Genomic DNA, 25610 nt, shown 5'->3' on the forward strand with positions numbered 1-25610 from the left:
GGCGGGGCCCTCCCCCTTCACGGTCAGCCGTGCGAACGGAGCAGCGTGCGCATCGTCCGCATCGCCACCGACAGGTTCGCCAGGTCGAAGGTGTCCGAACCCTGGATCTCCTCCAGGGTCGTCCGCGCCCGGCTCAGGATCGCCGCGTTCCGCTCCTCCCAGGCCTTGAACCGCTCCTCCGGGCTCGCGTTGTCGCCGCCCGCCGTCAGGACGTCCTGCGTGAGCGCCGCGTGCGCCGCGAACAGGTCCTCGCGGATCGAGGCACGGGCCATCGACTGCCAGCGGTCGCTGCGCGGCAGCTCGATGATCCGGTCCATCAGGTGGGTGATCCGCAGCCGGTCGGCCAGGTCGTAGTAGACCTCGGCCACCTCCAGCGGTTCCGTTCCCGTCCGGTCCGCGATCGCCACGACGTCGAGGATCGGGAACGCGGAGGAGAAGCCGGCGACCCGCAGGGCCAGCTCCTTCGGCACGCCGAACCCGGTCAGCTCGTCCAGGATCGACCGGTACCACTCCAGGTCGGAACCGCGCAGCAGCTGCGGCAGCCGCGACCAGACCTCCTCGACGCGGTCGGAGAAGAACTCGATGGTCTCGGTGAGCTGGAGCGGCTGCGGACGGTTGTTGAGCAGCCAGCGCGTGCCGCGCTCGACGAGCCGGCGGGAGTGCAGCCGCATCCGGGTCTGGATGTCGGCGGGCACCCGGTTGTCGAGGTCCTCGACGGCGTCCCAGACCTGGCCGAGCCGGAAGACGACGCGGGCGGCGGTCTGCGCCCGGACGATCTCCTCGATCGACGCGCCGGTCTCCTCGCGGAGGCGGTGCAGGAAGGTCGATCCGCCGGTGTTGACGGTGTCGTTGACCAGGACGGTGGTGATGATCTCGCGCCGCAGCGGGTGGCCGTCGACGGCGTCGGCGAACCGCTCGCGCAGCAGCGTCGGGAAGTACGCGTGGAGCAGCCCGCGCAGGTACGGGTCGTCCGGCAGCTCCGTGCCGATCAGCTCGTCGGCCACCGTGATCTTGGTGTAAGCGAGGAGGACGGCCAGCTCCGGCTGGCTCAGGCCCCGCCCGTTGTTGAGCAGTTCGCGGATCTGCCGGTCGTTGGGCAGGAACTCCAGGGAGCGGTCGAGGGCCCCGTCGCGGCCCAGCCGGCGCATGAAGCGCTGGTGGGCGTGGAGCAGGGACGGCGACTGCGCGACCGCGTTGGCCAGGGCCGTGTTCTGCGCGTAGTTGTTGCGCAGCACCAGCGTGCCGACCTCGTCGGTCATCTCCGCGAGGATCTTGTTGCGCTGCTTGACGGTCATGTCGCCCTCGGCGACGAGCCCGTTGAGCAGGATCTTGATGTTGACCTCGTGGTCGGAGGTGTCGACGCCGGCGCTGTTGTCGATGGCGTCGGTGTTGATCTTGCCGCCCTTGCCCTCGGGACCGCCGGACCGGGCGAACTCGATGCGGCCGAGCTGGGTGGCGCCGAGGTTGCCGCCCTCGCCGACGACCTTGGCGCGCACGTCCTGGCCGTTGACGCGGATGGCGTCGTTGGCCTTGTCGCCGACGTCGGCGTTCGACTCGGCCGACGACTTGACGTACGTGCCGATGCCGCCGTTCCACAGCAGGTCCACGGGGGCGTGCAGGACGGCCTTCATCAGCTCGGCCGGGGTCATCTTGGTGATCCCGTCCTCGATGCCGAGGGCGGCCCGGACCTGCGCGTTGACCGGGATCGACTTGGCGCTGCGGGGATGGACGCCACCGCCGGGCGAGAGCAGCGAGGTGTCGTAGTCGGCCCAGGACGAACGGGGCAGCTCGAAGAGGCGGCGGCGCTCGGCGTACGAGACGGCCGCGTCCGGGTTCGGGTCGAGGAAGATGTGCCGGTGGTCGAAGGCGGCGACCAGGCGGATGTGCTCGGAGAGCAGCATGCCGTTGCCGAAGACGTCGCCGGACATGTCGCCGACGCCGACGACGGTGAAGTCCTCGGACTGGGTGTCGTGGCCCAGCTCCCGGAAGTGGCGCTTGACGGACTCCCAGGCGCCGCGGGCGGTGATGCCCATGCCCTTGTGGTCGTAGCCGGCCGAGCCGCCGGAGGCGAACGCGTCGCCGAGCCAGAAGCCGTACGACTCCGCGACCCCGTTGGCGATGTCGGAGAAGGTCGCGGTGCCCTTGTCGGCGGCGACGACCAGGTAGGTGTCGTCCTCGTCGTGGCGGACCACGTCGGCCGGCGGCACGACCTCGCCCGCCACCAGGTTGTCGGTGATGTCGAGCAGGGCCGAGATGAACGTCTTGTACGAGGCGATGCCCTCGGCCATCCAGGCGTCCCGGTCCACGGACGGGTCCGGGAGCTGCTTGGCGACGAAGCCGCCCTTGGCGCCGACGGGCACGATGACGGTGTTCTTCACCATCTGCGCCTTGACCAGGCCGAGGATCTCCGTGCGGAAGTCCTCGCGCCGGTCGGACCAGCGCAGACCGCCTCGCGCGACCTTGCCGAAGCGCAGGTGGACGCCCTCGACGCGGGGCGAGTACACCCAGATCTCGAAGGCGGGGCGCGGGGCCGGCAGGTCGGGGATGGCCTGCGGGTCGAACTTCATCGACACGTAGGCGTGCGGCCGGCCCTCGCTGTCCCGCTGGAAGAAGTTGGTGCGCAGGGTGGCCTTGATGACGGTGAGGAAGGAGCGCAGGATGCGGTCCTCGTCCAGGGAGGCGACCTGGTCGAGGGCGGCGTCCAGCTCTTCGAGGAGCGCGTCGATCAGCTCGGTGCCGGCGCGCTGGCGCTCCGGGGCCATCCGGGCCTCGAAGAGGTTGACGAGCAGCCGGGTGGTGTGGACGTTGTTGCGGAGGGTGTCCTCCATGTAGTCCTGGCTGAAGGTCGCCCCGGCCTGGCGCAGGTACTTGGCGTAGGCGCGCAGCACCATCGCCTCGCGCCAGGTCAGCCCGGCGGAGAGGACGAGCGAGTTGAAGCCGTCGTTCTCGGCCTGTCCGGTCCAGGTGGCGGCGAAGGCATCCTGGAACCGCTCGCGGGCGTCGTCCCCGAGGGAGGCGCCGTTGCCGGTCTCGGCGGGCATCCGCAGGCCGAAGTCGTAGATCCAGGCGTGGGTGCGGTCGGCGCAGCGCAGCTCGTACGGACGCTCGTCGGTGACCTCGACGCCGAGCCGGTTGAGGACCGGCAGGACGGCGGAGAGGGAGATCTGGTCGCCCGTCTTGTAGATCTTGAAGCGGCGCTCGCCGGGGCCCGCGAGGACCGGCTCGTACAGGGAGAGCGCGAAGTCCCGGCCGTCGGACAGGGCCTCCAGGTGGACCAGGTCGGCGACGGCGGCGCGCGGCGAGTGGTCGGCCTTGTAGCCCTCGGGGAAGGCGTTGCCGTAGTGGCGGAGCAGTTCGGCGGCGCGCTCCTCGCCCAGTTCGGCGTTGAGGGCCTCGCCGAAGCCGTCGGCCCAGGAGCGGGCGGCCTCCACGAGCCGGGCCTCGATGCGGTCCACGTCGGAGTCGGTGAGCACGGCCAGTTCGGTGCCGGGCTCGACGCGGACGACGAAGTGCAGCCGGGAGAGAATCGATTCGGTGTTCCAGGCGGTGAAGTCGACGCTGGTGCCGCCGAGCTCCTCCTTCAGGATGTCGATGATCCGCAGCCGGACGCGGGTGGTGTAGCGGTCGCGCGGCAGGTAGACGAGGGCCGAGTAGTAGCGGCCGTACTCGTCCTGGCGCAGGTAGAGCCGCAGCCGGCGCCGCTCCTGCAGGTACAGCACGCTGGTGACGACGGACCGGAGCTGGTCGACCGGGGTCTGGAACAGCTCGTCGCGCGGGTAGGTCTCCAGGATCTGGAGCAGGTCGCGGCCGTCGTGGCTGTTCGGGGAGAAGCCGGCGCCCGCCAGGACCTCCTGGACCTTGCGCTTGACGACGGGGACGCGGCGGACGGACTCGGTGTAGGCGGCCGAGGAGAAGAGGCCGAGGAAGCGGCGCTCGCCGACGACGTTCCCGTCGGCGTCGAACTTCTTCACGCCGACGTAGTCGAGGTACGAGGGGCGGTGCACGGTCGCCCGGCTGTTGGCCTTCGTCAGGATCAGCAGCTTGTGCTCGCGGGCCTTGGCGCGCACGTCGGCGGGGAGCCGGCTGAAGGAGGGCGAGACGGGGTGGGCGTGGTGGCCCTCGTCGTCGCCGTCGTGGCGCGGGTCGGAGCGCAGGATGCCGAGGCCGGTGCCGGGCACGGCGGTCAGGGCGTCGCCGTCCACGAGTTCGTACTCGCGGTAGCCGAGGAAGGTGAAGTGGTCGTCGGCGAGCCAGCGCAGCAGCTCGCGGGCCTCCTCCACCTCGGTGGGCCGCAGGTCGGGGGCGGTGGGCTCGTCGGGGAGGCCGTCCGCGATGCGCAGGGCGGCGTCGCGCATCTTCTCCCAGTCCTCGACCGTCTCGCGGACGTCGGACAGGACGCGCAGCAGGTCCGCGGTGATCTGCTTGAGGTCGGCGCGGTCGGTCTCGCGGTCGATCTCGACGTGGATCCAGGACTCGGTGAGCGCGTCGTGCGGCAGCTCGCCGTGGATCTGGGCCGACAGGACCTCGATGAGCCGGCCGGCGACGTCACGGCGGACGAGGACCTGCGGGTGGATCACGACGTGGATGCCGCGGCCCTGGCGGGACAGCTCGTTGGTGACCGAGTCGACCAGGAAGGGCATGTCGTCGGTGACGACCTCCACGACGGAGTGGCTGCTCGTCCAGCCGTTCTCCTCGACCGTCGGGGTGTGGACGCGCACGTTCGCGGTGCCCTGCGGGCGGTTCTCCGCGAGCCGGTAGTGGGAGAGGGCGGCGCCGAACACGTCGACCGGGTCCCGGTCGGTCAGGTCCTCGGGCGCCGTGTGCAGGTAGTAGCGCTGGAGGTACTCGAGCACGGTGTCCCCGTCCGGGCGTTCGCCCGAACCCTCCGGCCCCGTCGGAAGTCGCCCCCCGACCGGGCTGTGCTCAGCTACCCGAGCGGCCCTTTCGAGCAGCTCGGCCTTGGCTTCGTCCAGCTTGGTCTGCATGTCCTCTGACTCCTGGTCGCGCGCCGTTGCGTGACGTCGGTGGAAGGAAGGACACAACGTCTCGACGCGGTGATTCCGGTCGAGGACGACGTTATGCCCGGATGAGAGATGTCCGGGTCGTTATCGGCCACTGTGCGCGGCGCGCCCGGACGGAGGGGATCGGCGAACGCACGGACGGCCCGGCCGCTGTCGCGGACCGGGCGGCAGCCGGGGGCTTCACTGCCCCCTCGGCGTATCGCGCTGATCACGACGAAAGCCTATCGCTCCCGACCCCCGAACCGTCATGAGCCGTATGTGTACAAAAGAGGGGGCGGAAGTTTGACGTTATGGACAGCGACACGGGTCCTCCCGGCGGGGTGCCCCGGAGGGAGCGGTCCGCGCGGGACGGCGGTCCGGCCCCCGTGATCCGGGAGGACCCCGGCGAAGGGCCCGATCGCGACCGGCGGCGCGGCGGAGTCCCCGGAGGGGCGCCGGGCGCGGGGCCGGCCCGTCCGGCCGGTGCCTGGCGGAGGGGTCACACCAGCTCCTCCGCCACGGCCACCGCCTCCGCGAGCGAGTCCACCACCGGTACGCCCACCCGCTCCAGCGAGGCGCGGCTGTGCGATCCCCCGGTGTAGAGGACCGCCCTGGCCCCCACGTGCGCCGCCGCCAGCGCGTCGTCCGCCGCGTCGCCGATGACGACCACCCGCTCCGGCCGCACCCCGTCGAGGGCGGCCAGGTGCCGCACCATGTGCCCGGACTTCCCGTCCGTCGAGGCGTCGACCCGTCCGTCCACGCGCGTGAAGCGCTCCGCGATCCCGTGCCGCCGCACGAGCGGGACGAGGTCGGTGTGCGGCGCGAGCGAGAGCAGCGACTGCGTGGAGCCGGACGCCTGCCGCGCCGCGAGGAGTTCCGCCGCCCCGGGGGTCAGCCCGCAGCCCTCGGCCCGCTCCCGGTAGTGGCGGTGGAAGACGCCGTCCATGAGGGCCCACTCGGCTTCGGTGGGCAGCCGCCCCATGAACCGCTCGTAGAACCTCGGCACCGGCACCATGTACAGCTCGCGGTACCGCTCCGGCGTGATCGGCCCGAGTCCGAGTTCCGCGAAGGCGGCGTTCGTCGCCCCGATGACCGCGTCGGTGTCGTCGAGCAGCGTGCCGTTCCAGTCCCAGACCAGGTGCTTTCCGTGCTTCCCCATGGAAGGACGGTACCCGCCGCCTCCGGCGGTGAGGAGTGCGGCGGCCTCCCCCGCGCCGTCAGCCCAGCAGCGCCGGGATCTCCTGCACCCCGAACCACAGCAGTTCGTGGTCCTCGGCACCGTCCACGACGAACCGCGCGTCGTCGTCGCCCTGGTCCGCCGCCCCCAGCGCGTCCGCCGCCGCCGTGACGTCCGCCTCGGCGTCGTCCGCGTCGGCGTGCACCGCCGCCGCCCTGCCCAGCGGCACGGGCCCGGCGATCCGGACCTCGCCGACGGAACCGGCGTCGAGCCCCCGGTCGGGATCCACGGTCGCGTCCTTGTCGGCCACGTCCACGGCGACGACGACCCGGCGCCGGGGCGTCCCGGGGTCGTTGGCGAGCAGCCGCAGGGAGGCGGAGGCGGCCCGGTTGAGCGCCGCGTACTCCAGCTCCTCGATGTCGTCGGAGACGTACCACTCGCGCAGGGCGGGGGTGACGGCGTAGGCGGTCAGCGGGCCCGGGCCCAGCTCGCCCGCCTTGTGCGCCTGTGCGAGACCGGGGAGGGTCAGGGGGACGTAGACGCGCATGGCTGGCCGCTTTCGTAGACGGAGGTGTCCTCAGGATACGTGCGGAGTCCCCCTTCGGGTTCCCGGCCGGTGCCGCTCCGCCGCCGCCGGGACGCCCTCTCCGGACCGCCGGGGACCGGTTTTCCGGCCGCGTCACCCGGATAGGTGATCCCGTCCCCGGGCCGCCTCCGGGGGCGGGCTCCTTGCGGGGCCCCGGAGTCCCGCCGTACAAGGTCCCCATCGGAAGTTACCGACTGGTACCAAACGGTTACTCAGAGACAGGGACCCTCCATGACCAGCACGCTCCTCACCGCCGGCACCACCGCCGGCGACGCCACCGCCGAGGCCGCCCACGCGGTCTCCCCGGCCGCCGCCGCACGCCCCCGCGCCCCGCGCCCCCGCACCGCTCCGGGCGGCCCGGCCGGCACCCGCCCGCGCGGCTCCGCGGGCACCCGCCCCCGCGCGTCCCGGGGCGCCGCGCGCCGCTCGCTGCCCCCGCACACCGTCTTCGCCGAGCGCCTGCTCGCCGTGCTGAGCGGGGAACGGCCGGTGCACTGGATGCTCGGCCACACCCTCGGCGACGCGTACGAGCAGCTGGTCCGGCTCGCCCCCCGGACCCCCCTGCGCTCCTCCGGGCCGCGCCCGGTGCTGCGCGGCTGCTCGGCCCAGACCCACCCCTCCCAGGGGGCCGTCGAGGCGTTCGCGACCATCGCCGTCGGCGCCCGCGTCCGGGCGATGGCGTTCCGGCTGGAGCGCGGCGCCGACCACCGCTGGCGCTGCGCCGCCGTGGAACTCGACGGCCTGGGCGCGACGGCCCGGCACGCGTGACGGCGGGACGCACGACACGGGCCGTACGTCGCGGGGGCGCACGGCCGCGGAGGTAGGTACGACGAGGGGGCCGTCCACCCGGTGGGTGGACGGCCCCCTCGCACGCTCAGGGTCCGGGGGCCCGGCGGGGCGTCACTTCTTGCGGCGCCGCCCGCCGCCCGCGTTCTTCTGCGCCTTGCGCCGCTCCGCGCGGGTCATCCCGTCGCCGGAGTCGGTGTCGTCGGAGCCGAAGTCGCCCTCGACCACACCGCCGTCGCCGTCCACCGTCGGCGCCGAGAAGTGCAGCCGGTCCGGCCGCTGCGGGGCGTCGAGCCCCTTGGCGCGGATCTCCGGACGCCCGGTGCCGGCCGGCACCGCGTCGCCCTTGTCGAGCGAGGGGGCGCTCGCCTGCACCGGGACCTCCTCGACCTGCTGCTCGACCTGGACCTCCAGGTTGAACAGGTAGCCGACGGACTCCTCCTTGATGCCCTCCATCATGGCGGTGAACATGTCGAAGCCCTCGCGCTGGTACTCGACCAGCGGGTCCTTCTGCGCCATGGCGCGCAGGCCGATGCCCTCCTGGAGGTAGTCCATCTCGTAGAGGTGCTCGCGCCACTTGCGGTCCAGGACGGACAGGACGACGCGCCGCTCCAGCTCGCGCATGATCTCCGAGCCGAGCTGCTTCTCGCGCGCCTCGTACTGCTCGTGGATGTCGTCCTTGATGGACTCGGCGATGAACTCGGCGGTGATGCCCGCCCGGTCCCCGGCCGCGTCCTCCAGCTCCTCCACGGTGACCTTCACCGGGTAGAGCTGCTTGAAGGCGTTCCACAGGCGGTCGAGGTCCCACTCCTCCGCGAAGCCCTCGGCGGTCTCCTGGCGGATGTAGTCGTCGATCGTGTCGTCCATGAAGTGGCGGATCTGCTCGTGCAGGTCCTCGCCCTCCAGGACGCGACGGCGCTCGCCGTAGATGACCTCGCGCTGCCGGTTGAGGACCTCGTCGTACTTCAGGACGTTCTTGCGGGTCTCGAAGTTCTGGGTCTCGACCTGCGACTGCGCGGACGCGATGGCGCGGGTGACCATCTTGTTCTCGATCGGCACGTCGTCCGGCACGTTGGCCATGGCCATCACGCGCTCGACCATCTGCGCCTTGAACAGGCGCATCAGGTCGTCGCCGAGGGAGAGGTAGAAGCGGGACTCGCCGGGGTCGCCCTGACGGCCGGCGCGGCCGCGGAGCTGGTTGTCGATGCGGCGGGACTCGTGGCGCTCGGTGCCGAGGACGTACAGGCCGCCCAGCTCCCTGACCTCCTCGAACTCCGCCTTCACGGCCTTCTCGGCGCGCTCCAGGGCGGCGGGGAGGGCCGCGGCCCACTCCTCGACGTGCTCGACCGGGTCGAGGCCCGCCTGGCGCAGCTCGGCCTCGGCGAGGTCGTCCGGGTTGCCGCCGAGCTTGATGTCCGTACCGCGGCCGGCCATGTTCGTGGCGACGGTGACGGCGCCGCGGCGGCCGGCCTGGGCGACGATGCTGGCCTCGCGCTCGTGGTGCTTGGCGTTGAGGACCTCGTGCGGGATGCCGCGCTTGGAGAGCTGCTGCGAGAGGTACTCGGACTTCTCGACGGAGGTCGTGCCGACCAGGATCGGCTGGCCCTTCTCGTGCTTCTCGGCGATGTCGTCCACCACGGCGGCGAACTTGGCGACCTCGGTCCGGTAGATCAGGTCCGACTGGTCCTTGCGGATCATCGGCCTGTTCGTGGGGATCGGGACGACGCCGAGCTTGTAGATCTGGTGGAACTCGGCGGCCTCGGTCATGGCCGTACCGGTCATGCCGGAGAGCTTGTCGTACAGGCGGAAGAAGTTCTGCAGGGTGATCGTGGCGAGGGTCTGGTTCTCGTCCTTGATCGGCACCCCCTCCTTCGCCTCGATCGCCTGGTGCATGCCCTCGTTGTAGCGGCGGCCGGCGAGGATGCGACCGGTGTGCTCGTCGACGATCATGACCTCGCCGTCGATGACGACGTAGTCCTTGTCCTTCTTGAACAGTTCCTTCGCCTTGATGGCGTTGTTCAGGTAACCGACGAGCGGGGTGTTCACCGACTCGTAGAGGTTGTCGATGCCCAGCCAGTCCTCGACCTTGGCGACGCCCGCCTCGTGGATGGCGACGGTGCGCTTCTTCTCGTCGACCTCGTAGTCGCCGGTCTCCTCGATGCCCTTGAGCGGGACGCCGGGCTCGCCCCTGGTGAGGCGGGTGACCAGCTTGGCGAAGTCGCCGTACCACTTGGTGGCCTGGTCGGCCGGGCCGGAGATGATCAGCGGCGTGCGGGCCTCGTCCACGAGGATGGAGTCGACCTCGTCGACACAGGCGAAGTTGTGGCCGCGCTGGACGAGCTCGTCCTTGGACCACGCCATGTTGTCGCGCAGGTAGTCGAAGCCGAACTCGTTGTTCGTGCCGTACGTGATGTCGCAGTTGTACTGCTCGCGGCGCTGGGCCGGCGTCATGTTGGCGAGGATGCAGCCGACGGTCAGGCCGAGGAACTTGTGCACCCGGCCCATCAGCTCGGAGTCGCGCTCGGCCAGGTAGTCGTTGACCGTGATCAGGTGCACGCCCTTGCCGGAGAGCGCGTTGAGGTACGCCGGGAGGGTGCCGACGAGGGTCTTGCCCTCACCGGTCTTCATCTCCGCGACGTAGCCGAGGTGCAGCGCGGCGCCGCCCATCAGCTGGACGTCGTAGTGGCGCTGGCCGAGCACGCGCTTGGCGGCCTCGCGCACCGTCGCGAACGCTTCGGGCATCAGGTCGTCGAGGCTCTCACCGTCGGCGTACCGCTGCTTGTACTCATCGGTGAGCGCCCTCAACTCGGCGTCGGAGAGGTTGACGAAGTCCTCTTCGATGGAGTTGACCTGGTCCGCGATGCGGTGCAGTTTGCGCAGGATCTTGCCTTCGCCTGCACGCATGAGCTTGTTGAAGACGGACACTGAGGCTGGTCTCCTTGCCGGTCGGGCCTGGCACTAGGTCTTGTCATGGACACGAGCGCGGGCACGGCAGGTGGTCCCCACCGCAACGGCCATCGTAAGCGAGACCGCCCTCACGGAGGGAGGCCCGCAGCACCTGAGCCGTGCGTCCGCCCGCAGAGAGAACGCACGAAGCGGGCGGAAGGTGCCGCCCCGCCCGAAAAGTGTTCGCTTCCGGCCCGGCCGGTCCCCACAATCCCCGCATGGAGCCCATCACCCTCACCACCGACCGCCTGCGCCTGCGCGCCCCCGTCCCCGGTGACGCCGAAGCCGTGTACGGGATCTGCCAGGACCCCGCCATCCTGCGCTGGACCACCGTCCCCGACCCCTACACCCGGCAGGACGCCGAACTCTTCCTGAACCGCCTGGTGCCGGACGGCTGGCGCGACGACAGCGAGTACGTCTTCTTCGCCGAGCCCCTGACCGGCGGCCCGCTGCTCGCCGCCGCCTCCCTGAGCGGCCGCGGCCCGGGCGTCTGGGAGGTCGGGTACTGGCTGGCCCGGGAGCACCGCGGCCACGGCTACATGACGGAGGTCGTCCGCGCCCTGGCCCACTGGGCCTTCACAGGGCTCGGCTGCACCCGCCTGGTGTGGCGGGCCGAGGTCGGCAACGCCGCCTCGCGCGCGGTGGCCGAACGGGCCGGGTTCCTCATGGAGGGCGTCCAGCGCGCCGGCCTGCCCAACAAGGGCACGCTGCGGGACTGCTGGACCGGCGCCCTGCTCCCCTCCGACTTCGGCCTGCCGAGCCCGCTGCCGTACCTCCCGGCATCCGGTCTCCCGGCCGCCTGAACGGGCCCCGTCCCGGGTTCCGGTCCTGGGTTCCGGTGTCGGGTTCCGGTGCCGGGTGTCGGTGCCGGGGCCTAAGGTGCCGATCATGACGACCGCGCCGCGCCCCGCCGCCGAACTGTCCGCCGACGAAGCCCGCAGGATCGCGCTGCGCGCCCAGGGATTCCTGGGCGCGCCCGACCGCCGCGCCGGGGTGCGCGGCGTGCTGCGAAGCCTGGGCCAGGTCCAGCTCGACACCATCTCGGTCCTCGCCCGCTCGCACGAACTGGTCCCGTACGCGCGCCTGGGCGCCGTGGGCCGCGCGGCCGTGGAAGAGGCGTACTGGACGGCCTCGTCCGGCGGCGCGTCCCCGGCCCGGCCCCACGCCTTCGAGTACTGGTCGCACGCCGCCTGCGTCCTGCCGGTCGAGGAGTGGCCGCACTTCGCCTTCCGCAGGCGCGCCTACCGCGCCCGCCCGCAGTGGGGCCACGAGCTGCCGCCCGCGGCCTACCGGAAGGTGATCGACCAGCTCCGGACCGAGGGACCCCGCACGGCGACCGAACTGGGCGGCGCGAAGAACAAGGGCGAGTGGTGGGACTGGTCCGACGCCAAGGTCGCCGTGGAACGGGCCCTGATGTACGGCGAGGTGGTGGTGGTCGAGCGGCGCGGCTGGAAGCGCGTCTACGACCTGGCCGAGCGGGCGATCCCGCGGGAGCTGCTCCACGACGACCTGGACGACACCGAGTGCGTGCGGCGCCTGGTGCGGCAGGCGGGCGAGGCGCTCGGCGTGGGCACGCGCGCGGACATCGCCGACTACCACCGGCTCAAGGGCGAGCAGTTCGACGCGGTCGTCGAGGCGTCGGGCCTGGTGCCGGTGACGGTGGCGGGCTGGGGGAAGCCCGCCTGGGCGGACCCGGCGGCCCTGGCGACCGAGCCGCGCGGCCGGCACCGCACGACGCTGCTGTCCCCGTTCGACTCGCTGGTCTGGGAGCGGGCCCGTACGGAGCGGATCTTCGGCTTCACGCACCGCCTGGAGGCGTACGTGCCGAAGCCGAAGCGGGTGTACGGCTACTTCGCCATGCCGGTGCTGGCCGGGGGTCGGCTGGTCGGCCGGGTGGACCCGGCGCGCGAGGGCCGGACGCTCGTGGCCCGGCAGGTGACCCTCGACGGCCCCGGGGCGGTCCCGGGGGTGGCGCGGGCCCTGCGCGAGGCGGCCGAGTGGGTCGGCTGCGACGCGGTCACGGTGGTCCCGGACCGGGTGAACCTCCCGGGGCTGGTGCCGGAGCTGGTGCGGGCGCTGGGCTGAACCGGCCCGCCGGGGCCCGGTGCCTCAGCGGATCTCCAGGATCTTCTCCCGCATCGCGTACACCACGGCCTCCATGCGGGAGTGCAGCTGAAGCTTCTCCAGGATGTTGCGGACGTGGTTCTTCACCGTGTTCTCGGAGATGAACAGTTCCTTGGCGATGTCCCGGTTGTTCATCCCGGTCGCGACGAGCTTGAGGACCTCCAGCTCGCGGTCGGTCAGCCGGGGCGCGGGCACGAGCCTGCGCTCGTCGGTCCGCTGGATCATCGACTTGAACTCGGTGAGGAGCTTGGACGCCATGGACGGGCTGATCTGCGACTGCCCGTCCGCGACCGCGCGGATCGCCGTCGCGACCTCGTCGGTGGAGATCTCCTTGAGGAGGTAGCCGGTGGCCCCCGCCTTGATCGCGTCGTAGAGGTCCGCCTCCTCGTCGCTGATCGTCAGCATGATGATCTTCGCGCTGGGGGCGACCTCCTTGATGGAGGTGCACGCCTCGATGCCCCCGCGCCGGGGCATCCGCACGTCCATCAGGACGATGTCGGGCAGCAGATCGGCCGCTTTGTCGACGGCCTCCGCCCCGTCACCGGCCTCGCCGACGACCTGGATGTCCTCCTCGTGGAAGAGGACGATCTCCAGTCCGCGGCGGAAGAGGGCGTGGTCGTCCACGACGAGGACCCGGATCGGCTCCTTGCGGAATGCGCCGCTGTCCGAATCCGATCCCTCCGGAACCGTCTCACCGTGCTCGCGCCCGCTGAGCACCGGCCCGAAGCTGTCCGCCATCGTTCCTCCCCCTGAAGGCCGTGGCCTGAATTCGTTTCCGGTCCCCAACCGGCACCCGAAGAGCGCCGGTTGGCGTGCACGCCATGATTTCATGCCCCGGCGGCGACGGGGTGATACCGGGCGCGCGGGGGTGCCCCCGGCGGCGCGCTGAGCGCTCCGGGGGCACCTCGGGATGCGGGTCGGCGCGGGCGGCGGTCAGCCGCCGAGCGCACCGCCGGCGCCGCCGTCGTCGAGCGGGTCGCTCTGGGCGAGCGGGTCGCTCTCCAGGTGGATGACGCCGTAGTCGTACGCGTGCCGCCGGTAGACGACACTCGGCTGCTTGGTGTCGGAGTCGACGAAGAGATAGAAGTCGTGCCCGACCAGCTCCATCTCGTAGAGCGCCTGGTCGAGCGTCATCGGCGCGGCCGTGTGGGTCTTCTCCCGGACGACCAGCGGCCCGTCGCCCTGGACCTCGATCGAGCCCACCATCCTGGTGGGCACGTCGTCGGTCTCGTCCGCGACGAGATTGCCGTCCCCGTCGAACTGGGCGACGCCGGGCACCACGTCCCCGACCTCCGCCGCCGAGAGGCGGCCGTTGCCGCGCCGGGTGTACCGCTTGTCGTGCTGCTTGCGCAGCCGCGCCTCCAGCTTGTCGCTGGCGAGGTCGAGCGCCGCGTACGGGTCGCCCGCCGCGGCCTCCGCCCGGATCACCGGGCCGCGGGAGTGGAGGGTGATCTCCACGCGGTCGGACCGGTCGGCCTGCCGCGGGTTGGGCTCCTTGGACACCTCGACGTCGAGGCTGATCACCTTGCCGTCGAGCTTCTGGATCTTCTCCAGCTTCAGCTTCTCGGCCACGTGCTTGCGGAACCGCTCGGGCACCTCGGTCTTGCGGCCCTTGACGACGATGTCCACGCAGAACTCCGTTCCCGGATCGCCCGGATCGGCACCCCGGCCGCCGGGCATCTCCCTTTGCACCAGACTCCGGTGGATTACCGGAGTTCGGACTTGGCGACTTTCGCCTCCTCCTCCCCGGTCGACAAGATCCCCACCCCGTCGACAGGAAGTTGATTCGCTCTGCACTCCTGTCCTCGGGCGCAACCATGTATTCGGTGAGGCGATGACTTTCGTCATTCCTCACAACCGAACATAGCCCCTTCGGACGGGTGTCGGCACCCGCTGCCGCCACATACCTCCGTTCGGATGCTTTCACCGTTCACCACCTGCAACGATTCAAGATCTTGCCGAGTTCCGGTTTATTTCGAAAGAAGCGGGAGAGGATGCCACGACAGCCGCCGCCCGCTGTTTCGTTCCGTGCTGTGTCCGCCTTTCCCCGGAGCCGCGCGGCATTCCCCCGGCGGACGGAAGGCGTACGGTGCCGAGGGCCCGCGCCGCCTCCGCCAGGGACGCGCCCGTGGTCATCAGGTCGTCCACCAGGACCACCCTCCCCGCCGCGAGCAGCCGCCCGCCGCCCGGGACGACCTCCAGCGCCCCGGCCAGGTTCGCCAGCCGCCCCCGCGCCCCCAGTCCGGCCTGGTCCGCCACGTACCGCCGCTGGCGCAGGACGGGAGCCACCGTCGCGTGCCGTCCCGTGCGCCGCAGCCCGGCCGCCGCGGCCAGGGCGACGCGCCGCGTGGGATCGTGTCCCCTCTCCCGCACGGAGCGGCGGGAGGACGGCACCGGCACGAGGACCAGCGGGCCGGAGGCGGGCTCGCCCAGGGCCCCGGCCACGGCCGCCACGGCGCCCGCCAGCGCGTCGCCCAGGGGACCGGCCAGCGCGAGCGCCCCGCGCTCCTTGTGGGCGAGGAGCAGTTCCCGTACCGCGCCGGCGTACGGCGCGGCGGCGTGGACCACGGGCAGTCCGGCGGGCTCGGGCTCGGGCCGCACCCGGCGCGGCGCCGCCCCGGTCAGCGCCTCCGCGCACTCCGGGCACCACTCCGTCCGAGGCCTGCCGCAGCCTCCGCAGGCGACCGGCAGGACCAGCCCGGCGATCTCGCGCCACCACCCCCGCATGGCTCCACTGTGCGCCTTCCCCCGGCTCCCGGCCACCCCTGTGGACAACCCCCGGGCCGCGCTCGCCGGGAGGCCCGTCCCGGCCTCCTCAGGAGGCCCTCACCGGCCCCGGAGTACGTCAGGTAGGGCCTTTCGCGCGCCGGGCGCACGCCCTGCCCGGCGGCGGTCCGGCGTCCCAAGCGCGCCGCGGAGGGCCGCGACGCGTCTCAGCCGGGGTAGACGGGGGAACTGCCGGTCTTCACCACCGGCTGCCAGTTCGTTCCCGGCGACAGCCGGACGATGCCGTCCTCGGCGTCGGCCACCACCGGGGTCGCCGCCGACTCGTTGTGCGGCGCGGACACCGAGGCCGCCCCGTTCAGGCCGGGGAGCACCGAGGACGCGGCGGTCGAGCCGTCCGTCTGGAGGTAACGGATCTGCTGCACGCCCCCCGCCTCCCGGCCGACGACGACGAGCCTGCTCGGTCCGGCCCAGGAGACCGCCGTGACCGACTCCATGCGGGGCGCGGCGGGCTGGGGGTCCGCCACCGAGACGACGCTCTCGTCGTCCGTCGACCGCCGCTCGATCCGGCCGATCTGGAGGGTGGTGCGCTCGCCCCGCCTGACCACCAGGGCCATCCGGACGCCGTCGGCGGAGACCCGCAGCGACTCGATGCGGCCGTCCCCCAGCCACGGCGTGCGGACCTCGACGGGCTTGCCCGTGCCCCCCGGCACCATCCACAGCCGGCGCGCGGCGGGATCGCGGTCGGCGACCCACAGGTCGCCCCTGCCGTCCCAGCTGGGCGCGGAGAGCCGGTCCGCCGTCCTGACGCCCTTGCTGGACAGAACGGCCGGCTGCGGGTCCTGCCCCGTCTCCACCGTGATGGAGGAGACGAACAGGTGCTGTCCGGTCCCGTCGACCCCGGCGGCCCGGGTCTCGTCACGGTCGACGGCGACCGAACCGAGCCGCGTCGGACCCTTGCCGAACGGTCCCGGCACCTCGACCGGGGCGATCGTCTCCCTCTCCCCGACCATCAGCTTCCTCAGCTTGTCGTGCTCGTCGAGGAAGTACGCGTTCTCCCCGCGGCCGGTGTTCCGGACCGGCGCGAACTCGGCCGCCTGCCCCTGTCCCAGCCGGCACAGCGACCCCTTCGACCCCACGAGCTCCACCTGTTCGACCCGTACGGACGGCAGGTCGCGCAGGGTGAACAGCAGCTGCGCCGCCATCCGCCGGCACGCCGGGCCGTCGGCCCGGTCCGCCCCGGAGTCGAGCGGCACCCTCAGCGTGGACTGGTCGTCCGTCGCCAGCGTGGTGACGCCCTTCCTCAGCCCCGTGCGGGAGGGGAAGCTGGAGTCGACGGCCGGCTTCAGCCAGTCCGTGGGACCGTCGAGCAGCGCCTTGACCGTCTGCGTCACCGGGTCCATCCGGGTGACCGGGTCCTGCCGCTGCCGGATGTAGACGGGATCGGCGACGACCCAGTCCTCCCCGGAGGCGAAGTAGTACTTGTTGACCGACCGGTAGTTCCGGAGGAAGTCGGCCTCACCGAGGACCAGGCCGGGCGGGAGGCTGTCGATGCGCCACTCCTTGCCCTTGCCGTTGACGGTCGGCTGCTGCACGACGTGGATCGTCTGCAGGTACTCCGTGGGACTGATCGGCTGGTACGCGTGGCGCGCGTCCACGGTCGCGATCTTGCGGCCGGTGAGGGAGTAGGAACGCCCCTCCTTCTCCGGGTCGCCGTTGCGGTCGGCCTGTTCGCGGCTGGGCGCGGTGGTGAGCACGGTGATGCTCTCCTCCGGCTTCCAGGTCTGCGCGGCGTGCTGCGTCAGGTACTTGCGGGCGGTGGCGAACCCGAGGTCGTCGCTGGTCATGGCCTCCAGGAAGCCGTCGACGATCTCGCCCGGGTCCGCGTTCTCCCGCGGTGCGACGGCGTAGACCCGTACCTGCGAGTCGCCCGTGGTGGAGCCCTTCACCGCCTGTACGTCCCCGCTGTCGGGCATCGTCGCGCAGCCGGTCGCCAGGAGCGCCCCGCACGCGGAGAGCAGCACCGCGCGCGTCCCCCGTGCCCGCCCCGCGCGCTCCGTTCGGGAGTCAGCTCCCATGTGTCCCGTCCTCCCGCTCGGCGTTCCCGTTCCCGTTCCGTCCCGCCGTCGCGCCCGCCCCGCCGTCGGTGTCCGCGGCCGCCCTCGGCACCACCCGGGAGCCGCTGCCGGGCAGCGCCGTCGGATCGACGGTCGCCCGGAACGGCCTCGGCGGTACGGGGAGCGCCGGCCGGTCCCCCGCCGCCTGCGCCGGCACCGCCGCACGGCGGGCGTTCTCCTGCGCCCGGCCCGCGGCCGTCTGCTCGCGGTTGCGGCGCGAGTCCTCGGGCTCCAGGGGTATCGGGGAGCCCCGCAGCGGCTCGTCCGCGGTGCGCGGCAGGGTGAGCCGGAACTGCGAACCCCCGCCGGGCTCGCCCCAGGCCTGGAGCCAGCCGCCGTGCAGCCGGGCGTCCTCGACGGCGATCGACAGGCCGAGACCGGTGCCGCCGGTGGTGCGGGCGCGGGCGGGGTCGGCGCGCCAGAAGCGGTTGAAGACCCGGGTCGCCTCGCCCGGCTTGAGCCCGACGCCGTAGTCGCGGACGGCGACGGCGACGGCCCCGCCCGCGGCGGCCAGCCTGACCACCACGTCCCGGCCCTCGCCGTGCTCGACGGCGTTGACGACGAGGTTGCGCAGGACCCGCTCGACCCGGCGGGCGTCCGCCTCGGCCACCACGGGCTGCTGGTCGCCCACGACCACGATCCGGGTGCCCTTGCGCTCGGCGAGGGGTTCGGCGCCGCCTATGACCCGGCGCACGACCTGCCGCAGGTCTATCGGCTCGGCCTCCAGCGCGGCCGCTCCCGCGTCGAAACGGCTGATCTCCAGGAGGTCGGAGAGCAGCGACTCGAAGCGGTCGAGCTGGTCGCCGAGGAGTTCGGCGGAGCGGGCGGTGACGGGGTCGAAGTCGACGCGGGCCTCGTGGATGACGTCGGCGGCCATCCGGACGGTCGTCAGCGGGGTGCGCAGCTCGTGCGAGACGTCCGAGACGAACCGGCGCTGCATCCGCGACAGCTCCTCCAACTGCTGGATCTTGAGCTGGAGGTTCTGGGCCATCTTGTTGAAGGCCTCGCCGAGCCGTGCGATGTCGTCCTCGCCGGTGACCTTCATCCGCTCCTGGAGACGGCCGGCCGAAAGCCGCTCGGCGATCCCCGCGGCCATGCGGACGGGCGTGACGACCTGGCGCACCATGAGCCACGCGATGGCGCCGAGCAGCGCCATCACGAAGAGACCGGCGGTCGCCAGGGTCCCCTTCACGAGGGTGAGGGAGTCCTCCTCCTGCGTCAGGGGGAAGAGGTAGTACAGCTCGTACTGGGTGCCCTCGGCGTCGTTCAGCCGCTTGCCGATCACCAGCCCCGGCTCGGACGCCTTGCTGCTGGTGTAGTGGATGCGCGTGAACTTCTGGAAGGTGCCCGTGCCCTGGGCGACCGAGCGCCGCAGGTCTGTGGGGATGCTGGTGGCCGGGTCGACCTCGCCGGAGGCGCGGACGCCACGGCTCGCGGTGTCGCCGGTGTCGAGGGAGAGCGCCACCACGTTGAAGGCGCTCTGACCACCGCTGGCGAGCTGCTCGACCAGGGTGGAGCGCCAGTTCACGGGGGCGCCGGCCCGGCCGCCGTCCTGCTGGCCGGGGGTCGAGGGGGTGGTCGCCGCCCGGTCCTGGGCGGCGGAGAAACCGCCCGCGGCCTGGCTCTGGGCGGCCTTCTCCTTGGCTTCGAGCAGACCGTTGCGGACCTGGCCGATGACGACGAGGCCGAGCAGCAGCACGACACCGAGGGACATCAGCAGGGTGCCCGCGACGATCCGCAACTGGATGTTCCGCCGCCACAGCCGCACGGCGGGCAGCAGGGGGCGGCGGATCCAGCGCGCGAAGAGCCGGAAGACCGGCCCTCCCCTCGCCCCGTCCTGGAGGAGCCGTCCGCCTCGCGGCAGACGGCCGGAACGCGAGCCCCCCCGCCCCGGTCCGGCAGCCCGCCCCGCACGGTCTCCCGGGTCCCCGGGCTTCGGAGCAGCACTGCCCTTGCTCATGTCAGCTCGGTCCCGCCTTGTAACCGACACCGCGGACGGTCACCACGATCTCCGGCCGCTCGGGGTCCTTCTCGACCTTCGAGCGCAGCCGCTGGACGTGCACGTTCACCAGCCGGGTGTCGGCCGCGTGCCGGTAGCCCCACACCTGTTCGAGCAGGACCTCACGGGTGAAGACCTGCCAGGGCTTGCGCGCGAGCGCGACCAGCAGGTCGAACTCCAGCGGGGTCAGGGCGATGGACTGCCCGTCCCGCTTCACGGAGTGCCCGGCGACGTCGATGACCAGGTCACCGATGGTGAGCTGTTCCGGAGCCGGCTCCTCGGACCTCCGGAGCCGCGCCCTGATGCGGGCGACGAGCTCCTTCGGCTTGAACGGCTTGACGATGTAGTCGTCGGCGCCGGACTCCAGCCCCACGACCACGTCGACCGTGTCGCTCTTGGCCGTCAGCATGACGATCGGCACTCCCGACTCGGCCCGGATGAGCCGGCACACCTCGATGCCGTCCCTGCCGGGCAGCATCAGGTCCAGCAGCACCAGGTCGGGCTTCGCCTCCCTGAAAGCGGCAAGCGCCTTGTCACCGTCCGCGACGAACGACGGCTCGAACCCTTCACCCCGCAGCACGATGCCGAGCATCTCGGCCAGTGCGGTGTCGTCGTCGACGACAAGAACGCGTCCCTTCATATCGACATCATCCCATTAGCCAATCGTTACCTGCCGTGACCTGTCCCACAGCGTCTCCCCCTGCCCGGGTCGTGATCTTGTGGAGGACGACCCCGCTCGGCCCGCCGCCGCACGGTTCGCGCGGCCGGATCGGGCATCCGCACAGTGTGCCGCCTGTCGTCCGCACAATGAAGGTCCGGAGGAAGGTACGAAGGACAGGACCGCCCCCGCCCGCCGGTGGAGCCCGCGTGGCACGATGGCACCCGGCCCGCCGCCGTGCCAGGTGTCGGCCGCCGTGACCGAGCCGGTTCGCCGATCCGGCACCGCGACCATTCTCCCGAGGTGGACGACCGTGAACGACACTCCGGGCCGGACCCCGCCCGGACCCGCCCCCTCCGGTGGCCGGGACGGCTCCGGCGTCCCCAGGCCCGACGGCCCGGCCGACGCGAACGCCTCCGCCTCCCAGTGGTCCGAGGACCAGCCGCCCGCCGGCCGGTGGTCCCCGCCGGCCGGCCCGACGCCGCCTCCCGGCCCCGGCTGGAACGGGGGCGGGCCCGCCGGCGTCCCCTGGGGCAAGCCGTACGCCCCGAAACCCGGCGTCGTCCCGCTGCGCCCCCTGGGCGTGGGCGAGATCCTCGAGGGCGCGGCGAGGACCTTTCGCGCCTACTGGCGCACGGTGCTCGCCATCACGGTCACGGTCGCGGTGATCTCCGAGACCGCCGGCGTCCTGGCCCAGCGGTATCTGATGCCGGAGGTCCCGCCGCTCAGCCCGAATGCCACGCCCGCCGAGGAACTGGAGTACATGCTCGAGTCGGTCCGGTCCTCCCTGATCGGCACGGGGCCGGTCCTGCTCGTGACGCTGATGGCGTCCCTGGTCAGCAGCGCCCTGCTGACCGTCGTCGTCAGCCGCGCGCTCCTGGGCCGCCCGGTCTCGCTGTCCTCCGCCTGGCAGGAGGCCCGGCCGCGCCTGCTCCGCCTGCTCGGCCTGACGCTGCTTCTCGCGGCGATGAGCGTCGCCGTCATGGTCGTCGGCCTGCTTCCCGGTCTCCTGGTCGGCGGCGCCCCCGGCGTGGCCCTGACCTTCCTCGGCGGCCTCGCCGCCCTGGTGGTGTTCGTCTGGCTGCTGGTCCGTTTCGGTCTCGCCTTCCCCGCCCTGATGCTGGAGCGCGGCAGCGTGGTCCAGTCCCTGAAGCGCTCGGCGAAGCTGGTCCAGGGCTCGTGGTGGCGGGTCTTCGGAATCCTCCTGCTCACCCAGCTGCTGATCTACCTCTTCACCCTGATCGTGTCGATCCCCTTCCTCCTGGTCGGCATCGCGGCCGACGGTGACGGCCTCACCGGCATGCTCACCGGCACCTCCACCACCTTCGGCTGGCCGTTCCTGATCGTGACGGGCATCGGCGGCGTGCTCACCAGCGCGCTCACCTACCCCATCTGGGCCGGCGTGACGGTCCTCCTCTACGTGGACCAGCGCATCCGCCGGGAAGCCCTGGACCTCGAACTGATCCGGGCCGCGGATCTTCCCGACCGCGACCCCTCCCCCGGCGACCAGGCCGTCGGGGGCTGATGCCGTGGCGGCCACCGGGGGAGTGGCCGCGGCACCGGCACGCCCGCGTGCCGACGACGACGCACCGGTGGGCATCTCCCGCGCCCCCGCCCGCGAGGCGGCGGAGCGGGAGCTGTCCGACCCGGGGGCGCCACGAGAACGGCCCGAACCTCCTCCAGCGCGGCCTCAACCGCTCCTGAAAGCGACTCGGCGGCCCCTTCGACTCCGCGTCCAGTGCCTCCCCTCGTTGTACGACGCCTCCTCCGAAGCCACCGAGGGCCGTTCCCCACCTCTACCGCAAGGCCGTCGACCGTGACCGTGCCGTCTCCGCCCTGCGGATCGTGACCCGTACCCGGGGCGGCCCTGCGCACCCAGATCGCGAAGGCGGTGGTCGGCCAGGACCCCGCCGTCGAGGAACGTCAGGTCACGGTCGACGGCACGCCGCGTCCTCTGCCCGAACCGTTCCTGGTCGCCGCTCCCAGACCCCCGTCGAGTACGAGGGCACCTGCCCCCGCCGAAAGCCCAACTGGGCTGCTTCCTGGTCAGACTGAGGATCTCTCCCCCCATGCGCGGACGAGGTCCAGGTCCTCCCCCGTCACACTGAGGGCTTCGATCCCCGCGGCCTGAAGGCCGTCGACGTCTGCCTCGTCGCGGGCCCCGTTGAACCGGAAACCGTCCGGACCACCGTCACGGAAACCTCGGTCTCCGTCGGGATCGTCGGCTACGTCCTCGATATCTGCCGTGCCACGTGTACGTCCCCCTCATTCGTGCTCGGGGCCTCTCCCCGAGCCGGCCACCGCCCCGCTCTCCACCACTCGCGCCCGGGCCTCGCCGACCGGCCGGGACCACACCACCCCGGGTGAGGTGAAGGCCCCCGGTGTCGGCACCCTCGCCCCTGGCTGGACGGGGGATGCCCGCGGTGAACGCGCCCCCCTCACTCGCAATACTGTGCGACTACGCTCCGGCCACGCCAGTACGAAAGCTTCAATTCACCCGAAGCGGTGACACATCCGTTCGACTCGGTGACGCGACAGAAGACCAGCTTGCTGTCGTCAACCCATCCTCTCGGCCTCGCGGCCCGCCAGGGCGGCCACCAGGGTTCAGCAACCTCTGCCAGGGTTCAGCAACCTCCGCGAGTACACGTCCTCGGCAACGGCACCCGTTCGTTCGCCTGGGGGCCCGAGCGCGACCGCCACACCCTGCTACGTCCTGGAACACCGGCCGCACCTCGGCGGGCCGCGTCGACACCGTTGCCGGCGTTCCCACCCCGGCTCTGACGGGCGCCTACCTCGTCCTGAGGACGGTCGGCCGTCTCCGAACGCCGTCCGGCCCCGCGCCCCTTCGGGACCCCATGTCCCGAAACAGACCCGGAAAAGGTTCTGGAACGCAGAAAAGCCCCGCACCATGAGGTGCGGGGCTTTCCCACAATGATTGTTCGGCGGTGTCCTACTCTCCCACAGGGTCCCCCCTGCAGTACCATCGGCGCTGAAAGGCTTAGCTTCCGGGTTCGGAATGTAACCGGGCGTTTCCCTAACGCTATGACCACCGAAACTCTATGAAGTTCACGAACTCGACCGGCACGGGAGTTCGTTGCTTCAGAACTGACACAGTGGACGCGAGCAACTGAGGACAAGCCCTCGGCCTATTAGTACCGGTCAGCTCCACCCATTACTGGGCTTCCACATCCGGCCTATCAACCCAGTCGTCTACTGGGAGCCTTACCCCATCAAGTGGGTGGGAATACTCATCTCGAAGCAGGCTTCCCGCTTAGATGCTTTCAGCGGTTATCCCTCCCGAACGTAGCCAACCAGCCATGCCCTTGGCAGGACAACTGGCACACCAGAGGTTCGTCCGTCCCGGTCCTCTCGTACTAGGGACAGCCCTTCTCAATATTCCTGCGCGCGCAGCGGATAGGGACCGAACTGTCTCACGACGTTCTAAACCCAGCTCGCGTACCGCTTTAATGGGCGAACAGCCCAACCCTTGGGACCGACTCCAGCCCCAGGATGCGACGAGCCGACATCGAGGTGCCAAACCATCCCGTCGATATGGACTCTTGGGGAAGATCAGCCTGTTATCCCCGGGGTACCTTTTATCCGTTGAGCGACGGCGCTTCCACAAGCCACCGCCGGATCACTAGTCCCGACTTTCGTCCCTGCTCGACCCGTCGGTCTCACAGTCAAGCTCCCTTGTGCACTTACACTCAACACCTGATTGCCAACCAGGCTGAGGGAACCTTTGGGCGCCTCCGTTACCCTTTGGGAGGCAACCGCCCCAGTTAAACTACCCATCAGACACTGTCCCTGATCCGGATCACGGACCGAGGTTAGACATCCAGCACGACCAGAGTGGTATTTCAACGGCGACTCCACCATGACTGGCGTCACGGCTTCACAGTCTCCCACCTATCCTACACAAGCCGAACCGAACACCAATATCAAACTGTAGTAAAGGTCCCGGGGTCTTTCCGTCCTGCTGCGCGAAACGAGCATCTTTACTCGTAGTGCAATTTCACCGGGCCTATGGTTGAGACAGTCGAGAAGTCGTTACGCCATTCGTGCAGGTCGGAACTTACCCGACAAGGAATTTCGCTACCTTAGGATGGTTATAGTTACCACCGCCGTTTACTGGCGCTTAAGTTCTCAGCTTCGCAACCCCGAAAGGTCACTAACCGGTCCCCTTAACGTTCCAGCACCGGGCAGGCGTCAGTCCGTATACATCGCCTTACGGCTTCGCACGGACCTGTGTTTTTAGTAAACAGTCGCTTCTCGCTGGTCTCTGCGGCCACCCCCAGCTCAGGAAGCAAGTTCCCTCACCAGACGTGGCCCCCCTTCTCCCGAAGTTACGGGGGCATTTTGCCGAGTTCCTTAACCATAGTTCACCCGAACGCCTCGGTATTCTCTACCTGACCACCTGAGTCGGTTTAGGGTACGGGCCGCCATGAAACTCGCTAGAGGCTTTTCTCGACAGCATAGGATCATCCACTTCACCACAATCGGCTCGGCATCAGGTCTCAGCCTCGTGTGTGACGGATTTGCCTATCACACGGCCTACACCCTTACCCCGGGACTACCACCGCCCGGGCTGGACTACCTTCCTGCGTCACCCCATCGCTTACCTACTACCACCTTGGTCCGCCGGCTCCACCACTTTCCATTCCCCGAAGGGTCCGGAACGGCTTCACGGGCTTAGCATCAATGGGCTCGGTATTGGGCGTTTCAAAGCGGGTACCGGAATATCAACCGGTTGTCCATCGACTACGCCTGTCGGCCTCGCCTTAGGTCCCGACTTACCCTGGGCAGATCAGCTTGACCCAGGAACCCTTAGTCAATCGGCGCACACGTTTCTCACGTGTGTATCGCTACTCATGCCTGCATTCTCACTCGTGAACCGTCCACAACTCGCTTCCGCGGCTGCTTCACCCGGCACACGACGCTCCCCTACCCATCACAGCCTCCGTTGGGAGTATGTGCTGCAATGACACGACTTCGGCGGTACGCTTGAGCCCCGCTACATTGTCGGCGCGGAATCACTTGACCAGTGAGCTATTACGCACTCTTTCAAGGGTGGCTGCTTCTAAGCCAACCTCCTGGTTGTCTCTGCGACTCCACATCCTTTCCCACTTAGCGTACGCTTAGGGGCCTTAGTCGATGCTCTGGGCTGTTTCCCTCTCGACCATGGAGCTTATCCCCCACAGTCTCACTGCCGTGCTCTCACTTACCGGCATTCGGAGTTTGGCTAAGGTCAGTAACCCGGTAGGGCCCATCGCCTATCCAGTGCTCTACCTCCGGCAAGAAACACACGACGCTGCACCTAAATGCATTTCGGGGAGAACCAGCTATCACGGAGTTTGATTGGCCTTTCACCCCTAACCACAGGTCATCCCCCAGGTTTTCAACCCTGGTGGGTTCGGTCCTCCACGAAGTCTTACCTCCGCTTCAACCTGCCCATGGCTAGATCACTCCGCTTCGGGTCTTGAGCGCGCTACT

14 protein-coding genes, 2 rRNA genes and 2 pseudogenes are annotated in these 25610 nt (G+C 70.7%); 6 read left to right on the plus strand and 12 right to left on the minus strand.

Going from position 1 to position 25610, the window contains the following annotated elements:
* Positions 1 to 23 precede the first annotated feature (23 nt).
* From ACZ3IL_RS09135 to ACZ3IL_RS09145, 3 genes are all read right to left on the minus strand, one after another.
* Complete coding sequence (locus ACZ3IL_RS09135; protein ID WP_467388137.1) at positions 24 to 4985, minus strand: NAD-glutamate dehydrogenase; 4962 nt, start codon at positions 4983 to 4985, stop codon at positions 24 to 26.
* A gap of 514 nt (positions 4986 to 5499) precedes the next feature.
* Complete coding sequence (locus tag ACZ3IL_RS09140) at positions 5500 to 6159, minus strand: HAD family hydrolase (protein WP_467388139.1); 660 nt, start codon at positions 6157 to 6159, stop codon at positions 5500 to 5502.
* Positions 6160 to 6217: 58 nt separating this feature from the next.
* Complete coding sequence (locus tag ACZ3IL_RS09145) at positions 6218 to 6724, minus strand: DUF6912 family protein (RefSeq protein WP_467388141.1); 507 nt, start codon at positions 6722 to 6724, stop codon at positions 6218 to 6220.
* 270 nt (positions 6725 to 6994) lie between these two features.
* On the opposite strand from ACZ3IL_RS09145, the gene ACZ3IL_RS09150 reads away from it, so the two are divergent.
* A complete protein-coding gene (locus ACZ3IL_RS09150; RefSeq protein ID WP_467388143.1) occupies positions 6995 to 7531 on the plus strand; it encodes an Rv3235 family protein in 537 nt (178 codons plus the stop codon).
* Positions 7532 to 7663: 132 nt separating this feature from the next.
* Here ACZ3IL_RS09150 and secA read toward each other — a convergent pair whose 3' ends face one another.
* Positions 7664 to 10474, minus strand: a complete 2811-nt coding sequence (gene secA / locus ACZ3IL_RS09155) for a preprotein translocase subunit SecA (protein WP_467388145.1) — start codon at positions 10472 to 10474, stop codon at positions 7664 to 7666.
* Between the two features lie 239 nt (positions 10475 to 10713).
* On the opposite strand from secA, the gene ACZ3IL_RS09160 reads away from it, so the two are divergent.
* Both ACZ3IL_RS09160 and ACZ3IL_RS09165 read left to right on the plus strand, forming a co-directional pair.
* Positions 10714 to 11298, plus strand: coding sequence for a GNAT family N-acetyltransferase (locus ACZ3IL_RS09160; protein ID WP_467388147.1), 585 nt, complete (start codon positions 10714 to 10716; stop codon positions 11296 to 11298).
* Between the two features lie 85 nt (positions 11299 to 11383).
* Entirely contained in the window at positions 11384 to 12580 is a 1197-nt protein-coding gene (locus ACZ3IL_RS09165) for a winged helix-turn-helix domain-containing protein (protein ID WP_467388149.1), read from the plus strand.
* A 24-nt stretch (positions 12581 to 12604) separates the two neighbouring features.
* On the opposite strand, the gene ACZ3IL_RS09170 is transcribed toward ACZ3IL_RS09165, so the two are convergent.
* The 6 genes from ACZ3IL_RS09170 to mtrA all read right to left on the minus strand — a co-directional run bounded on the left by ACZ3IL_RS09170 (position 12605) and on the right by mtrA (position 20099).
* On the minus strand, positions 12605 to 13357 hold the full coding sequence (locus ACZ3IL_RS09170) for a response regulator (RefSeq protein WP_467388151.1): 753 nt from the start codon (positions 13355 to 13357) through the stop codon (positions 12605 to 12607).
* Positions 13358 to 13552: 195 nt separating this feature from the next.
* Positions 13553 to 14248, minus strand: a complete 696-nt coding sequence (gene hpf / locus ACZ3IL_RS09175; protein ID WP_467388153.1) for a ribosome hibernation-promoting factor, HPF/YfiA family — start codon at positions 14246 to 14248, stop codon at positions 13553 to 13555.
* Between the two features lie 318 nt (positions 14249 to 14566).
* Positions 14567 to 15346, minus strand: a complete 780-nt coding sequence (locus ACZ3IL_RS09180; protein ID WP_467388155.1) for a ComF family protein — start codon at positions 15344 to 15346, stop codon at positions 14567 to 14569.
* A gap of 206 nt (positions 15347 to 15552) precedes the next feature.
* Entirely contained in the window at positions 15553 to 17421 is a 1869-nt protein-coding gene (locus ACZ3IL_RS09185; RefSeq protein ID WP_467388157.1) for an LpqB family beta-propeller domain-containing protein, read from the minus strand.
* Positions 17411 to 19420: an MtrAB system histidine kinase MtrB gene (gene mtrB, locus ACZ3IL_RS09190; RefSeq protein ID WP_467388159.1), complete on the minus strand. Its 2010-nt coding sequence runs from the start codon at positions 19418 to 19420 to the stop codon at positions 17411 to 17413. The genes ACZ3IL_RS09185 and mtrB overlap by 11 nt, the downstream gene beginning before the upstream one ends.
* Position 19421: 1 nt before the next feature.
* The gene (gene mtrA / locus ACZ3IL_RS09195; protein WP_010356958.1) at positions 19422 to 20099 is read right to left on the minus strand and encodes a two-component system response regulator MtrA; all 678 of its coding nucleotides are present in this window, start codon (positions 20097 to 20099) and stop codon (positions 19422 to 19424) included.
* A gap of 331 nt (positions 20100 to 20430) precedes the next feature.
* On the opposite strand from mtrA, the gene ACZ3IL_RS09200 reads away from it, so the two are divergent.
* The 3 genes and pseudogenes from ACZ3IL_RS09200 to ACZ3IL_RS09210 form a co-directional block, all read left to right on the plus strand.
* Positions 20431 to 21642, plus strand: coding sequence for a DUF7544 domain-containing protein (locus ACZ3IL_RS09200; protein ID WP_467388161.1), 1212 nt, complete (start codon positions 20431 to 20433; stop codon positions 21640 to 21642).
* 384 nt (positions 21643 to 22026) lie between these two features.
* Positions 22027 to 22512, plus strand: a pseudogene (locus tag ACZ3IL_RS09205) (AAA family ATPase); the annotation flags it as partial.
* Positions 22486 to 22690, plus strand: a pseudogene (locus tag ACZ3IL_RS09210) (DUF58 domain-containing protein); the annotation flags it as partial. The pseudogenes ACZ3IL_RS09205 and ACZ3IL_RS09210, both read left to right, overlap by 27 nt.
* 364 nt (positions 22691 to 23054) lie before the next feature.
* On the opposite strand, the gene rrf reads toward ACZ3IL_RS09210, so the two are convergent.
* Together rrf and ACZ3IL_RS09220 are read right to left on the minus strand one after the other, a co-directional pair.
* Positions 23055 to 23171, minus strand: a 5S ribosomal RNA gene (gene rrf / locus ACZ3IL_RS09215).
* Between the two features lie 75 nt (positions 23172 to 23246).
* Positions 23247 to 25610, minus strand: a 23S ribosomal RNA gene (locus ACZ3IL_RS09220); the annotation flags it as partial.

This window comes from Streptomyces sp. NPDC014907 (genome assembly GCF_055562975.1).

What these genes read in the sequence shown, in the direction of transcription:
- ACZ3IL_RS09135 (WP_467388137.1), bottom strand. Translation starts at nt 4,985, where the DNA reads ATGCAGACCAAGCTGGACGAAGCCAAGGCCGAGCTGCTCGAAAGGGCC.
- ACZ3IL_RS09140 (WP_467388139.1), bottom strand. Translation starts at nt 6,159, where the DNA reads ATGGGGAAGCACGGAAAGCACCTGGTCTGGGACTGGAACGGCACGCTG.
- ACZ3IL_RS09145 (WP_467388141.1), bottom strand. Translation starts at nt 6,724, where the DNA reads ATGCGCGTCTACGTCCCCCTGACCCTCCCCGGTCTCGCACAGGCGCAC.
- ACZ3IL_RS09150 (WP_467388143.1), top strand. Translation starts at nt 6,995, where the DNA reads ATGACCAGCACGCTCCTCACCGCCGGCACCACCGCCGGCGACGCCACC.
- ACZ3IL_RS09160 (WP_467388147.1), top strand. Translation starts at nt 10,714, where the DNA reads ATGGAGCCCATCACCCTCACCACCGACCGCCTGCGCCTGCGCGCCCCC.
- ACZ3IL_RS09165 (WP_467388149.1), top strand. Translation starts at nt 11,384, where the DNA reads ATGACGACCGCGCCGCGCCCCGCCGCCGAACTGTCCGCCGACGAAGCC.
- ACZ3IL_RS09170 (WP_467388151.1), bottom strand. Translation starts at nt 13,357, where the DNA reads ATGGCGGACAGCTTCGGGCCGGTGCTCAGCGGGCGCGAGCACGGTGAG.
- ACZ3IL_RS09180 (WP_467388155.1), bottom strand. Translation starts at nt 15,346, where the DNA reads ATGCGGGGGTGGTGGCGCGAGATCGCCGGGCTGGTCCTGCCGGTCGCC.
- ACZ3IL_RS09185 (WP_467388157.1), bottom strand. Translation starts at nt 17,421, where the DNA reads ATGGGAGCTGACTCCCGAACGGAGCGCGCGGGGCGGGCACGGGGGACG.
- mtrB (WP_467388159.1), bottom strand. Translation starts at nt 19,420, where the DNA reads ATGAGCAAGGGCAGTGCTGCTCCGAAGCCCGGGGACCCGGGAGACCGT.
- mtrA (WP_010356958.1), bottom strand. Translation starts at nt 20,099, where the DNA reads ATGAAGGGACGCGTTCTTGTCGTCGACGACGACACCGCACTGGCCGAG.